Consider the following 14,648-nt stretch of genomic DNA (forward strand, 5'->3'; position numbering starts at 1 on the left):
AAGGGATACTCAATAGGTAAAATCAACCTTTTGAGTATCCCTTTTAGAGCTAATCATTTTTTCCATTTATTTTATAGTAGGATTCATTAATTTCTGGTACGTTCATCCACCATATATCACCAGCGCCTGGTTCGTTCGTATCTGGATTAGGGAGTAATAAGACGAGACTTATTATGCCCAAAATGGCAACGAGAAAGATAATTTTTTTCTTCAAACTAGTGCTCCTCTCTCCTAGAAAGGTAAAGTGAAGAATACGCCGCTAAAGAACACATATGCAGCAATTAAAGTTAAAATGATATTGAGTAATTGACCTACAATATATAAAACGATTGGTTTACCACCACGGACACCTTTAGCTAACTCTTTAAAATTGGATTCTAATCCAATACTTACAAAGGCAAGTGTGAAAAATAGATTGCGATAACTATCAACTACTGAGCCTGATGCGTCTACTGTTTGTTGTGGTAGTAAAAATGAGAAAATTAAAGATGCTGCAATAAATCCAATAATGAATTTAGGCATACGCGTCCAAATTTCCTTCGCCTTCACTTTCTTTTTTTCCGTGCCTTGCCCATTCGCTGCATTTTGACGTGAAACGAAAAAGATCGCTATAGCTACCGCTACAAAACCTATTAATATATTTTGTACCATCTTGATGACGGAGGCTACTTCCATTGCATTGTCACCTAGCATTGATCCAGCTGCAACGACAGCACCTGTTGCATCAATAGTTCCCCCGAGCCATGCCCCACCAACTATCGGATCAATTCCCAATAGTGAAACGAGTGCAGGCATACCAAGCATCATGAGAATCGTAAAAATCAGTGTTATAGAGATCGCTAGCGTGATCTCTTCCTTTTTTGCTTTTGCTGCTGTACCAGATGCAATTGCCGCTGATACACCACACACTGCCGTTGCAGAAGAGATCGTTACTGCTAACTCTCGTTGGTCGTTCATTTTTAAAACACGTTGTGAGAATATATACATGACAATGATAACAATTGGCGTCACAACCCAGGCTACGCCTATACCGAGCATGCCTAAAGCTAGCATTCTATCGAATAAAATAGAAGCACCTAATAATACAAGTCCTGTTTTAATATACAACTCCGTTTTTAAAACACTTTTTAAGATTGCTGGTGTTTTGAAAACGTTACTAATAACTAGACCTATGACAAGTGCCCAGATGACATCGTTAAAGCCATAATGTCGAAAAGGGGCATACTGACCGATAACATAAGCGACTAGTGTAAGTAAAAATAGAATTGGAAACCCTATTAAAAACTGCTTTTGAAATTTCCCTTTTAAAAAGCTGACTGCAATTAAAAATACGATAAGTGCAATGACTCCTGTTAATATAATTCCAAACAAGTTTTCTCCTGGAATCGCGTTAAAAATACTTTCGCTACCTTCTGTTCCCCAGCGACTAGGCAGCGTCGCTCCAGGAAAAGAAATGAAAATGATTAAACTAATTAATCCAAAACCTAGCCAAACTGCCCACCAATCTTCTGTATTTAACGGGTGTTTCTTTACTGGCGGCTTCGCCTCTGATAAATTCACATCTTTTTCTTCTGCCATTCTTTCCCCTCCGTACTCCTCTTCGATTCGTTATTATTTCTACTAGTGATTATGAGAAGCCCTCGGTTATCCGCTAGACTTACTTTTTCTTTTTCACATCAAAACGTTTTTTCTCTGTTGCATCAATTTGAGTTACTTCTCCGTTGTGGAGCGTTATCGTAATAGAACCAAAATCAATTTTTTCAATGAGTTTTTTTATTTCCTCTAAGTACTGTAATTCCTTTTCCCCCACACTCAATCACTCCTATTTACGATATGCCTAATATGTAATGATGACACAACACTATTTTAAGTTTATAAAACACATTTGTTAACTCGGAATTGATACTGCATTAGAGGACTGTTTCTATTTTTCTAACAATTACTTTTTATATTATTCCGATAATCCATACTTGTCAAGTATGAATTATGAAGTGATTTAACCTTATGTTGTCATTTGATACGGGATTAAAAGTTAGATAGTCTACATACTCATCGCTTCTCACGTTTGAATTGATGCGTTGGATGAAAAAAGGCGACTAATAGGTAGAAATATACCTTTTAAGTCACCTCTCTTTTTTCAACTAATATTTATCGTTGTACACATCATGATAAAGTTGTTCTACCTCTGTCATCTCCATAAATCCAGAAAAACCAACCTTTGAATCGCCATCTTTAAAAATAATCTTAAAGGGGGTTTCCGTTATAGAAAAGAATTTAGCTAATTCTTGGTGATCATGGAAACGGACATTGATAAAGATCATTTCAGGGTACTTTTTTGCTAAATCGCTTTGCTGCTTAAGTGAAAAATGCGAGGACTGCGTATTAACAAAACAGCCATCCGTATAAAAAAGCAGTGACACGTATTCACTATTTTCAAGTATCACCCACAATAGAGGTTCTGTTTCCGCGTCCAACGATATGATCTGCTCTTCCTTGACTATATCCATAAACGCCTTTACCTCAGCCTCGTACTCTTTCCAATCATAAAAACTAGACAGCATTTCATTTTCAAACTTCTCATATGCTTCAGTTATGATCGGATTGTCTAAAAGTGCAACTAGTTCAGTCATTTCATCATGCATATCATTCACTTCGCCAATGGATGGATTTGAAAATAGCCATTCTTCTAGTCCATCAAATTGCTGTTGAAACGTTAAAATCGTTTCGACTTCTTCTGTAGACGCGTATTGAAGAAGATTAACGAATGCAAGCTTTATCTCATCATCGAAATCCTCCCAATGCTTAGAAGAAAACAATTCATTCATTTCATCGAGTTTAGCATTTAATGATGCATCTAATGGATTTTTCATGACAAAGCTTTCAAAATCTAACCATTTTTGAATAACTTCATTATATTTATTAATTGCTAATTGAAAATTCTCAGCTTCTTCAACCGCAAACAAAACTTTTTCTAACCTCACTAAGTATGGTTCACGTTTCGATTCATTTCTTATTTCTTCTAACGATGCCATCGCTTCTTCATATGCTAATTTCGTTTCATTTTTCAATTGTTCATCAATATTTTCTAGCGACGATAACGGTTCAACGTTTTCATTGATAAATAATGTTTCCGTTAACTGTTCCGCTAACCCCTCCGCTTTAACAACCGCCTCCTCAGCAAGCATTTCTTGTTCATAACTCCCACATCCAATAAGCACTATCAATATAGCGAAAAAATACCCATACTTTATCATTTATTAGCCTCTCCCCATACATCTGTAGGTAAAACGACCCACCATTTATCCTAAGTATAATGATTTTCTTTGTCGATTTCATTATTTTTTTGTGGACGTAACGTCTGCGTCACTCTCTTTAGTCGTTTATCACTAGTACTAATTGTTCGTAAAACATGAAAAAAGCCTCAAGGTAAAAATGGTATTATTTGCTAAAATAATGAGAGCATAAAGCATAATTCATAAAAAACGAAATACGATGCTAAAGTAGCTCTCACTTCAACACCAGCTTGTTTCTCTCACGTTGCCCCTTTGCAAAGAGTCTCTTTAGTTTTGTTTCAAAAAAATAGGGAAAAATAAATACATCTTAAATGGGGTGAATTTCTTATGAATAAAAAAGCAATTCAATTTTTTAATACATTAGTAAGCTTATTCATTATAGGCTTAAGTTGGTTCTATACTTGGGCATATATTGGATACACACTTCAATTTTATCTCTGGATTTTCCTTATTCCCCTCGTGGTAGTAATCATATATATTATGTCGTATATCGTGATTGAAAGGTTCGAAGAATCACGACTACTTTTTAGCATTATCGGAATACAATGTGTATTATTTTTTCTCATTATATTTTTTGCTTACAACAACCTATGGAATACGATTTTAGCAAAATAGACGTGTTCATTTCATGCTCGTTCTGATTTTCACTCACACTCGACAAAACCAGACATTCCCACGTCACATATATAGGAAAAAAGAAACATTTTTTCTTAATAATAATGTATAATGTGATTATTCATTTAAAATTTCATAGGAAGATGTGGAGGGGTTGTTAATGTACTGCCATAATTGCGGGGAACAGTTACCCGAAGATTCTCAATTTTGTGCAAATTGTGGTACAAAGTTAGCTCATGACGAACATCCAGTGGATGATCAAACGAGCGAACAAAACAATGAAGTGGAACTAAAGGAGGAAGGAGAAACATCCTCATCTCAAAACGTGGATGAAACACCTGACACCCCAAATGACACACCATCTGGAGTACTTTCAAGTGTTCCAGCAGCAACAGATGCTTCAAAAGATACTGTAGATTCGCAAAGCAAAGAAGTTGTTCCGGCAGAAGAGCAGCAAAACGAAGTTGCTAGTACGAGCGAGCAACAAAGCGTTCAAGAAACCGAACCTATTCCACAGGAAAGCAAGACTCGATCTAAGCCAGCTAGTCGTAAAACATTTTCATTTTGGCTATCAATCTTAGTTCCTATCTTTAGTTTTTTCCTTATTGTAGGCGGACTTATTTTATATTATTTTTATGAGTCAAACGTAAATGAAAGAGTGTTAAACCTGAAGGAATCGGCTGAAGAGTCTGCTTTAGATGGAGATTTCACTGCAGCTATAGAGGATATTAATAAGGCCATTGATTTAAGACCTAATTATATTGTTTTAAGACAAAATTTACAGGAAATAAATCAAGCAAATGATTTCTCTAATAGATTAGTAGAAATCTCAACGCTAATTGATGAGCAATCATACGATGAAGCAGATGAGCTATTGCTAACTTTTATAAGTTCCCTAGATAGAGAAGAAGGTATATTATTTGACTATTTTAAAGATCAAATACCATCTCTACAATCTGCGATTGCTGTAGGAAAAATCATGCTGGAGTTAGATGAACTAACGACAATCCATGCATTATCAGATCGATTAAATACAATTTCCTCGCTTTCATCTGATGAAGCAGAGGAAGTGCGAGAGCGAATTATCTCAAAAATTATTGAACTTAGCACGGAACAGGCGACAGCTTCTTTAAATAACAACCAATATTCAGAAGCGCTTTCTTTAGTCAACCAAGGCCTTGAATATGCGAGTAACAATGATAGTCTCCTTTCATTACGTAGTCAAATAGAATCTGAACAAGCCGAATTTGAAAGAGCAGAGCAAGAACGACTTACAGCTGCTTTAGAAGCCGCTGCACAGGATGATTTATTCAACAGAACAGAAGCTGTTCAAGTCACTTACTTTGATTCCTATATTGATAGCTGGGGCGACATCTTTTTAGAAGGTGAAATTGTAAATAATGCATCTGTACCAATCTATGATATTACTATCTATTACACCGTATATGATGATTATGGCTATTATATGGATGAGAGCTATACATTTGTTTTTCCTTATTACTTATATCCAGGCGACATCGGATACTTTGACGATTGGTACATTAACTACTCGTGGTATGATGAAATTGGCAGCGTTGAAGTTGACTATATTACTTGGAATCTTGACTAAAGAAGGTGAAGGCGATGAAATTACATTGGATCATTAGCTTAATATTTACAGTTTTAATATTAGGGGTAGGCGCTTATGGCTTCTACTTTATATACGACCATGTCCCAAAACAACTTGATGCGCCATCGAGTATACTCGCCTATGATGACGAAGAGAGCGATCAGTTTGTTGAAGGGGAAACAAGAGAGTTAACAGAAATTATTCATGATACACAAAAACTAGTAGTAAAAATCGAAACGGAAGACGGGTCCATTGGATCCGGCTTCCTTTATAATGACATGGGTGATATCGTCACTAATGCTCACGTCGTTGCTGGAGTGAATAATGTTACTGTTACAACGGCCGACTCCAGACAACTTTACGGAACTGTTATTGGTATTAGTGATACGATTGATATCGCTCTCGTACGAGTTGACGATTTAGCTGGCACAGATCCACTCCCTATTAGCAATACGAAAGCAGAAATCGGTGAAGAAGTACTTGCCTTAGGAAGTCCTTTCGGTTTAGATAATACTGTTACAACTGGAATCATTAGCGGGCTAGACCGTGACCTCGATCTACCACCTTATTACTATGAAGGACTATATCAAATTTCTGCTCCTATCGCACCGGGCAATAGCGGCGGGCCACTTGTATATAGTGCAACAGGAGAAGTCATTGGTATTAATTCTGCTGCTGCTGACCAAGGGTCTATCGGTTTTAGCATTCCTATTATCGATGTACTCGGCATGATTCAAGGGTGGTCCCAAAGTCCGATGACTGCCTTACCTACCTTCGACACATACACAACGGACTATGGCTACTACGAAACAGACTACTATTATACTGATGAAGATTACGCTTTGTACTTAGTAGAATATTATTACGACAATTTAATTTACCAAGATTTTCTTACAGCCTATTCTTTACTCGGAAGCAATTTGCAGACTAATATGAGCTACGAATCATTGCGTAATGAATATATTCATACAGACTGGATTTCAATCGATGACATTGTTGTCACTAATACAAACCCTTTGCAAGTATTTTCTATCATTACGAAGGAACAATATAGTAATAACACAACGTCTTATGAAAAATATAAAGTTACTCACACAATTGGCTATGAAAATGACCACTTGAAAATACTCACTGAGCAGAAAGAAAGAATAAACTAAATGGAATCAATAGATTTGCTACTGGAGGTAAATCTATTGATTTCTTTTTTATAAGTGCCATTTTAGCTAGTTGAAGTGCCGATTAAGAGGTGCTATTTGACGTTGAGGGTGTAAAATGATGAATGAAGGTAAGATGGCGCGGCTCCTTATTACTTTCACAATAAACTTGCCAACCGCATAGAAAAACGAACAAGCGCGTTGTTAGTCTTATCTTAGAAGCTTCGAAGAAATGATGCCAGATGTCTTTAAAGTAGTAGTGAGTGCTCTTCTTGCTACTGCGTACGGCATCATTTCCACCACCAAATTTCTTTATCTTTCAAAGAAAAAACCTTGAGTAGTTAACTAGCGGGTTTACTTGTGAGGTGCAAATTGTCAAATCACAAACGAATTCACACGCTAAAACTCACATCTTTCGCAACTAGATTCACAGTATAATTATTCGCATAAAAACAATGGCGCGAAAGTTCTTCGTACCATTGTTTTTATGTTTGCTTATTTCACGAATCGTTCGTTGGAGTAAATGCGGTTTTATTGGAATTTATTAGATACACTTGGCTTATCGCCAATTCCATGTATTCCTCTCTTTACCAGTCAAATAAAATAAGCGAAGAATTTCCGTTTAAAATCAAAATTGACCTAATTTCGTGGCAAATAAGGGTAGTTTTTCCGCTTATGCAAAGGAAATCCCCCCTTTTTCAATAGTTTCTAGTCAATAAGGGGAATTTCTCCGTTTATTCAGACTATTTTCAGTGCTATTTATTAAATAAGCGGAATTTCTCCGTTTATTTATTGAATTGAGTATTTCTGCTCGTTTCTTTCATTACATTGCTTGAAAGGATGAAAGATTATATATAGGTTTTCATTTACTTTAATATAAATAAACAATTCCCTACCTTTCACATTAGAATTCACATGGCAAATCACATCGATATTTATTTCCACCTATGGGAATAAGGGTGTGAATTACTGTATGTTTAACAATAAATCACTGATATAACAACAAAAAACACATGTGATTTCTACTGTGAAATCGCATGTGTTTTGCTTGTGAATTACTTGTTTTCACCTCTGAAGTAAGTTAACTCAAGGTTCCCTCTTTAATAGTCCAAGTTAAACGAATAGATTTCTTCGTTATCTTCGTTGATGTACTTAAATGTTCTCGTATCATGGTTGTCTGTTACAACTAATGCGACACCATTATAGAAAGGTAATGCTTGATCATACTGTGGATTAATAACAATTCTGCCTTCTTTATTAATGAATCCAACTTTTCCACCAATGCTAACTGCTGCAAGTCCTTCATGGAATGGACCCGCAAAATCGAATTGTGGATCGATAACATAGACACCATCGACATCTATATAACCAATTTTATCGTCTTTCGCTACTGGCGCTAAGCCTTCAGAGAACGGAAGTGCAAATTGAAATTGTGGATTAATAACCATTTGACCGTTTTTATCAATAAACCCTAAGTTATCACCGATATAAACTCTCGCTCTCTCATCCGAAAAATCCATTGCAAAATCGAACTGTGGTGAGATCACCATTTCTCCATTTTTATCAATGTAGCCATATTCCCCATTTACTTCAACTCGCGCTAGCCCTTCACTAAAGGAATACGCATCATCATATCGTGGGTTAATAACCATTTCTCCATTTTTATCGATGAATCCATAATTGCTTTGAATACCTACTAATGCTAGACCGTCAGAAAACGGTTCCGCATAGTCGAATTCGAAATTGATGACAGTATTTCCATCTTCATCAATAAAACCATACATACCGTCTTTCGATACTAATGCTAGACCGTCAACAAATGATGTAGCCGTATCAAATTGAGGATTAATTGCATATCTACCATCTCTATTAATATATCCAAATTTATCGGAAATTCTTACAACATGATAGTCTTCTGTGAAATAAAAGGCTCTAATTTCATCGATATCCCAATACCTATCCCAATAATAAAAGTGTAGTAGGAAAGGAACTTCGTATTGATGTGCAATTTGTTCCTCACCAGCAGCATTAATGAATCCTGCTTGTTCATTGTGGTTCACCGTAACAAACCATGTTTTCTCTTGACCAAAAATAAATTGAGTAGAAAGTACAATTAAAAGTGCGATAACAGCTAATGCTGATGATCCAGCAATAATCCATAGTCGAAATTTGCGAAAAAATGAAGGGGACTTCTCATCTGATTGTTCAATTGAAGTAGTTACTACTTCATTAGATGGAGATTCCTGCTCCTCTTGATGATTAAAATAGGAATCTAATTTTTCTTCTTCTGTTACTGGGGATTCCGTTGCAGTTTTAACTTCTGCCTTCGCTCCACATTTAACACAAAATTTTGCATCTTCCCGCAGGTCAGCTCCACAGCTTGTACACTTTAACATAGTATATCCATTTTCCCCTCTCTAGGTGGCAAATTAGCCTCTTTAATACTACTAAAGTACCACAAAATGTGACAAAATAGAACATATATTTACTTTAATACTATAATTGGCATTTTCACTCGACTTTTATTAGCTTGTAGGCCGGCGTCAAGCTATACTATCGCTTTAATATTATTTTAGCAAAAGAGCCCTCTCCCACAGTGGAAGAAGGCTCAAATCTTTAATTATTAAAAACTTGCTTCTTTCTAGTAAAGAATGTCACTGCACCAATTATTAGTAATAACATACCAATTACTAAATAGTTAAATAGGTTAGTAGCAGTGTTAGGAAGCTCGTCTCCATCTTTCGAGGAATCTTTAGAAGCTTCTTCTGAATCAACGTCTCCATCAGTTCCATTTTCATCTTCTTCGCTACTATCGTCATCCGTTTTTGGTGCTTCTGGTGTTTCAAAATCAGAGAATTGCGCTTTTAAAGCTGCGATTTCTTCTTTTAGATTATTGATAAGCGTTTCTAAGTTAGAAACATACTCTTCAATGTCACTAAATTGTGCTTTAAGAGCATTTAATTGTCCTTCTAATTGTGCAACTCTCATTTCTAACTCTAAAATCTCATTATTATTCTCTAACTCTGAAATTCTAGTATTAAGTTGTTCAATTAATGCTTGCAATTCATTAATTCTTTGTTGCAATTCTTCAGAATCACCTGGGTCTGATGGATCTGACGGATCTGGATCTTCTCCATCTCCTGGTTCACCTGGATCTACTGGATCTGGGTCTTGCCCGTCTCCTGATTCCGAAGCAAACACACCGTATGTCGAGAAGTGGTCGACTGTTACACTAATAGTGTTTGTTTCTTGATTCATTACACCACCAATTCTCTCCCATTCCTCTGTTGTTTCATTATAGTAGAAAATCGCTACTTCCTCATACCCTTCATCGTAGGACAACTCTAGATCAAATCCTTCTGCACCTTCTGCTCCTTGAAGATTAACCTTGATTACCTGTCCTGCTTTCGTATGATTTACATTTGGTGCTGGTTCTTCCACTGATTCTATTGAAATCGTAGCCCCGTCTGGTAAGTTCTCTGACATCTTAATAGTTGCTTTACCACCTTGTAATTTCACTACTTGATTAGCTGAAACAGACGTTTCTACTCCGCTCTCTACTTCTATAGCTTCTGGATCTTGACCGTCTCCTGGTTCACCATCACCTGGGGTTTCTGCTTTCTTATCCGTCGTAGCCACTAATGGTACACTTTCTTCAGAAGATCCAGCTTCGTTATATGCACGCACAGTGTACTCATATGTCGTGTTCTCATCAAGACCAATGTCTGTAAAAGTAGTTTCTGGTGTTGTGTGAACAACAATACCATCACGTAATACCTCATATCCATCTGCTCCATTAACCGCTTCCCATGTTAACGTAACAGTAGACGTTGTTTTTTCATAAGCCTCTAGACTAGTCGGAGCATCCGGTACAATTGGGTCTACTGGGTCTGGTTGCTCACTGGCTTCTTTAAAAGTAAATTGATAGTGTTCTGATTCGTATTGGGGACCATTTTTTTCATATATAAAATGATAGTTTATGACATCCCCTTCACTTAAACCAGTGATATTTTGAGTCCATGTATTATTATCCTTTGTCATACGATACCCTGATTTATTACCAGCGTTTATAGAATAATGGACATCGACATATTGCGCATCTGTTTCAGGCGTAAACCAAATTTGTGCTTGACTATCTCCTGTTTTTCTAGCTCCTGCTTCATAATCTTCGTGTACGTGATCATCACCTGGTTGTGATGGTGATTCCCCATTATCGTCTCCATCTCCCGGTTCACCTGGATCTACTGGATCTGGATCGATCTCATTTTCAGTAAATGTAAATTGATAGCTTTCTGATTGATATTGCGGTCCATTTTTTTCATAGATAAAGTGATATTCAATGACATCCCCTTCACTTAAACCAGTGATATTTTGAGTCCATGTCATATTATCCTTTGTCATACGATACCCTGCTTTATTACCTGAGTTTATAGAATAATGGACATCGACATATTGTGCATCTGTTTCAGGCGTAAACCAAATTTGCGCTTCATTATCTCCTGTTTTTCTAGCTCCAGCCTCATAATCTTCGTGTACGTGACCATCACCTGGTTGAGGCGGTGCTACTCCATTATCATCACCATTGCCGTCATCACCATCTCCAGGTTCACCTGGGTCAACTGGGTCAACCGGGTCTTCTGGGAAGGAAAGACCTTCACCATAGTCAATAGTAAAGTCATTTGCTCCTGCCGTCATCGTCATGCCATCAGAAAAGCTAACTTCAACTTCAGTATCAGTAAAGTTATATACAACATAGCTTCTTACTCCATCCTTATCAAAAACGGCATAAGTAGTATGGTCAGCTGTAACATTTGGATTCACTCGTCCTAGTACATTTAAATTATGAATCCAATGATATGTTTGCGCTTTTGTACTACCTCTTTCAATAATCGTTTCATCACCAGGATTAAAGCTCGTATAATCATCTATTGAGGCATTCATTTGGTTCAAAGCATCAGTAGGATTCGTTAACGCCCTATACATCCAAACCATGTTTGACCACCAGTTCCAATCAGTCGATCCATTTCTGTTAAGTAGCTCAGCATAAGCTCTTTCTACATACTCTGGATGGTGCCCTAAGTACAACGATCCACCATGGAATGGTAACCAGTTAATTCCATATTTTTCAACAATACCTGAATTCCACCAAGTGGCATGATCCATTTTTCCGCCCCATTTAATCGTTACGATTTCTGGAGTATAGGCATCAGGAAAATTCTCTTGATGCACATCGAAAAAATATTCATTGATGGCACTCATTTCAGTTGTGTATAGATAAATTGCGCGATCGCGAAGCTCTGTATCACCAGTAGCCTCTGCCCACAAAATCGTATTTGTCCAAGCATGCATCGCTTCGGATGATGATTCTTGGTTATTCCCTGCATCGAATGTGGAAAGTCCATCTGCCCACGAATGGCCAGAATAAGGATCAAACATTCTAATATAAGGGAACATCTCATCATCTCGACCACCAGCATAGTCTCGGATCAATATATCTATCATTCCACCCCACTCCGATTCACTTGCCCACTCTGAATCAGTCCGTGCAATTTCAGCAGCAGCCTTTACAAAGTAGCCATAATGAAAGTGGTGGTCACTAATTCGTGTCGCGGATCCATGGGCAGCGTGGTAACCAAGCATCGTTCCCCAGTTATCATTATAATATAAGACATTCTCAGTCTTAATATTGCCTTCTGAATCTGTCGCAACTAGCCAATCTTCTAGTATACTTTTTAACTCATCTCTAAATTCTTCTGCTAATTCTACTTCGCCCATCTGATCAGCAATAGGGGCTAACGTTGCAATCTTCCCTAAATATTTCCCTAACTCATACGTGTCTTGTCCAGTAGGAGTGTGTTCTCTCGCATCCTGAAGATATCCTTTCAACACTTCTCTATCATAATCTCCTGCATCTGGAAGACTAGGAAGTACACCAGTATACGTTAATTCTGTTTGAAAGCTTTTCCCTTCTAGTGCAAGCATGTCTCCTTGGAGTAAATAAAAGCTATACCCTGTTAAAAGCTGATCTCTTGAAGCTTCAGCTAAGTGTCTATGTTGATGAGGCAACAATGCAAATATCGTTCCGTCTGGCGCCCCTTCTTCGATTGGTTCGGTAGTTACCTCAAATGTTGTCGTTACGATACCCGTATCTTCATTATAGGAATAATTCGCTTGTGCATCTCTCACAAATGAAAACGCATATTCCTCAAATTTATCTAATGTGCTACTATTTGCATCTGGTAGTTTTGCAACTGTAATCGCATTGGAACTGTTTTCTAGCTTCTGCGTTCCAACACCTGACCAATCATATCCATCAGGAGCAAATGCAGCATAATGTTTATTGTCATGTGTAGAAAAACCAAGCACATTACCACGGTTTTCCCATATATTTGGCGTATTTGGGAAGTTTATCTCTGCACTGCCCCCTTCATATTCAACAAAAATATACGGAGAGCCTACACCATAAGTCGTATACATCTTATTATTACCATTTTCTAAAACACCGCGCACATACCAATCATTATAATCATCTACAAGCGCTTGTTGAAAGGTGCTTGTCCCTGAATGCCCAATCTTAAAATCAGTTCCCATAGCACCTACGATATGCCATAGTCCTGACCCCGCATCTCCGTGAACAACTGTTTGATTTGGAGAATTGTAAAAAACATTAAACCCATCTGCACCATGTTTGATACTAAAAGGATGGGGAAATTGTGTCATGGAAAATGGATCCGCTGCTAAAGAGCTCCACCAAGTATTCGTTTGCATTGGTCCTGTTACATTTTCAGTACGATATATCGTACTCGGAGGTTCACCTTGCTGCCCTGCATAGCCTGGATCATCAAAGCTTCCATGATCAATATTTGGGAAAACATTTGAATAGCTGCCGTTACCGACATTTGTTACATCTGAATTAGCATCTGTGATTATCCCTGGCTGTAGTAAAGAAAATAACATAATAAAAATCATCATTAACGGTAATCCACGTTTAGTCATTCTATAACCTCCGGAGAAATTTTTCGCTTATTCATGATGACAAAATAGTATGTTGCTGTGTTAATAGAAAAAAATAAGTGGCATAATCATTGTGCTGAGATTTTTAGTTTTATGTCAATTATCTCATCCATTACCTTTAAACCTACTACCAAAGCGCTTTCGACATTGGTACTAAAGCCTTATCTTACTCGGATCGATGTCGTTTTTCTCCAAATAAGACTTATTGCTTGCACCTTTCAATCTATCACTCCCTTTTACTAGTTTTCAACCACTAAAATGAAAGCGCTTTAATTTAATTATAGATATACATTACCTTTTTAACAACCTCATTAGCAAAATATTCCGACACAATTTTAATGTACGGTATTACCGTCCGGATGTTTTTCATGATGCAAATAAAAATGATCTATAAAATCGTGGTAATACTTTTCATCTTCATTCCCTGTAATCCACCCTTCTCTCCAACCCCCGCTGTAATAAACGGTTACTGGTGTAGGAATATTGTCTAAGTCTACTAGTGGGGCAAGTTCTTCATATTTTTTTATATTTAAGCGGTTCACTGTAATGCCTTCACTTTCTGCTATTGGGAAAACGATAGCGTCCATTCTATCACATTCATCACATCCTGGTTCATATATATAAATAAATTCTCCCATTTCATTTGCCATTAGCTTAATTAACTCCGCCCGTACTTCATCTACAGTTCCACTCAATTCGTATTTTTGTAGTTTCTCAGGTACCTCATATTCTTCTACTATGGTTTGGCTACTATCGGCATTTACAACATAGCTTAACAGTGAAGCAGCCAATACCAAACCTAAACATGAGAGAATAATCGTATTCCTTTTATTTTTCCCCTTCTCTGCGATCGTCTTTTTCTTCCTTTTTGACATTTAAAGTACTCCTTTCAAAAAAACTATTATGTCACGATACACTAATACTTCTATGTATATAGAGACCCCCCTTACGAAGAGGGCCTCC

10 protein-coding genes are annotated in these 14,648 nt (G+C 37.2%); 3 read left to right on the forward strand and 7 right to left on the reverse strand.

All coding sequences use genetic code 11. From position 1 onward, the window contains the following. Positions 1–49: 49 nt before the first annotated feature. The 4 genes from BCELL_RS22695 to BCELL_RS18430 form a co-directional block, all read right to left on the reverse strand. Positions 50–214, reverse strand: a complete 165-nt coding sequence (locus BCELL_RS22695) for a hypothetical protein (protein WP_013490293.1) — start codon at positions 212–214, stop codon at positions 50–52. A 17-nt stretch (positions 215–231) separates the two neighbouring features. Continuing rightward, positions 232–1,578: a YeiH family protein gene (locus BCELL_RS18425; RefSeq protein ID WP_013490294.1), complete on the reverse strand. Its 1,347-nt coding sequence runs from the start codon at positions 1,576–1,578 to the stop codon at positions 232–234. 79 nt (positions 1,579–1,657) lie between these two features. After that, entirely contained in the window at positions 1,658–1,810 is a 153-nt protein-coding gene (locus BCELL_RS22280) for a DUF2292 domain-containing protein (protein ID WP_013490295.1), read from the reverse strand. Between the two features lie 331 nt (positions 1,811–2,141). Further along, positions 2,142–3,254: a thioredoxin family protein gene (locus BCELL_RS18430; protein WP_013490296.1), complete on the reverse strand. Its 1,113-nt coding sequence runs from the start codon at positions 3,252–3,254 to the stop codon at positions 2,142–2,144. Positions 3,255–3,620: 366 nt separating this feature from the next. Between BCELL_RS18430 and BCELL_RS18435 the strand changes: the two genes are divergently transcribed. The 3 genes from BCELL_RS18435 (at position 3,621) to BCELL_RS18445 (ending at position 6,674) form a co-directional block, all read left to right on the forward strand. Next, positions 3,621–3,908: a hypothetical protein gene (locus BCELL_RS18435; protein ID WP_041808406.1), complete on the forward strand. Its 288-nt coding sequence runs from the start codon at positions 3,621–3,623 to the stop codon at positions 3,906–3,908. Between the two features lie 160 nt (positions 3,909–4,068). Then, positions 4,069–5,517: a zinc-ribbon domain-containing protein gene (locus BCELL_RS18440; RefSeq protein WP_013490297.1), complete on the forward strand. Its 1,449-nt coding sequence runs from the start codon at positions 4,069–4,071 to the stop codon at positions 5,515–5,517. 14 nt (positions 5,518–5,531) lie between these two features. Next, positions 5,532–6,674, forward strand: a complete 1,143-nt coding sequence (locus tag BCELL_RS18445; RefSeq protein WP_013490298.1) for a S1C family serine protease — start codon at positions 5,532–5,534, stop codon at positions 6,672–6,674. Positions 6,675–7,771: 1,097 nt separating this feature from the next. Here BCELL_RS18445 and BCELL_RS21790 read toward each other — a convergent pair. The 3 genes from BCELL_RS21790 to BCELL_RS18460 all read right to left on the reverse strand — a co-directional run bounded on the left by BCELL_RS21790 (position 7,772) and on the right by BCELL_RS18460 (position 14,560). Further along, positions 7,772–9,067, reverse strand: coding sequence for a WG repeat-containing protein (locus BCELL_RS21790; RefSeq protein WP_013490299.1), 1,296 nt, complete (start codon positions 9,065–9,067; stop codon positions 7,772–7,774). Positions 9,068–9,287: 220 nt separating this feature from the next. Then, positions 9,288–13,667, reverse strand: coding sequence for a glycosyl hydrolase (locus BCELL_RS18455; protein WP_013490300.1), 4,380 nt, complete (start codon positions 13,665–13,667; stop codon positions 9,288–9,290). Between the two features lie 353 nt (positions 13,668–14,020). Further along, positions 14,021–14,560, reverse strand: coding sequence for a hypothetical protein (locus BCELL_RS18460; RefSeq protein WP_013490301.1), 540 nt, complete (start codon positions 14,558–14,560; stop codon positions 14,021–14,023). Between the last annotated feature and the right edge of the window lie 88 nt (positions 14,561–14,648).

This window comes from Evansella cellulosilytica DSM 2522, assembly GCF_000177235.2.
Lineage (GTDB): Bacteria > Bacillota > Bacilli > Bacillales > Salisediminibacteriaceae > Evansella > Evansella cellulosilytica.

Bases quoted from the DNA above. Each gene is read 5' to 3' on its own strand.
- BCELL_RS18430 (WP_013490296.1), bottom strand. From the start codon at position 3,254: ATGATAAAGTATGGGTATTTTTTCGCTATATTGATAGTGCTTATTGGA.
- BCELL_RS18425 (WP_013490294.1), bottom strand. From the start codon at position 1,578: ATGGCAGAAGAAAAAGATGTGAATTTATCAGAGGCGAAGCCGCCAGTA.
- BCELL_RS18440 (WP_013490297.1), top strand. From the start codon at position 4,069: ATGTACTGCCATAATTGCGGGGAACAGTTACCCGAAGATTCTCAATTT.
- BCELL_RS18460 (WP_013490301.1), bottom strand. From the start codon at position 14,560: ATGTCAAAAAGGAAGAAAAAGACGATCGCAGAGAAGGGGAAAAATAAA.
- BCELL_RS18445 (WP_013490298.1), top strand. From the start codon at position 5,532: ATGAAATTACATTGGATCATTAGCTTAATATTTACAGTTTTAATATTA.
- BCELL_RS18435 (WP_041808406.1), top strand. From the start codon at position 3,621: ATGAATAAAAAAGCAATTCAATTTTTTAATACATTAGTAAGCTTATTC.
- BCELL_RS21790 (WP_013490299.1), bottom strand. From the start codon at position 9,067: ATGTTAAAGTGTACAAGCTGTGGAGCTGACCTGCGGGAAGATGCAAAA.
- BCELL_RS18455 (WP_013490300.1), bottom strand. From the start codon at position 13,667: ATGACTAAACGTGGATTACCGTTAATGATGATTTTTATTATGTTATTT.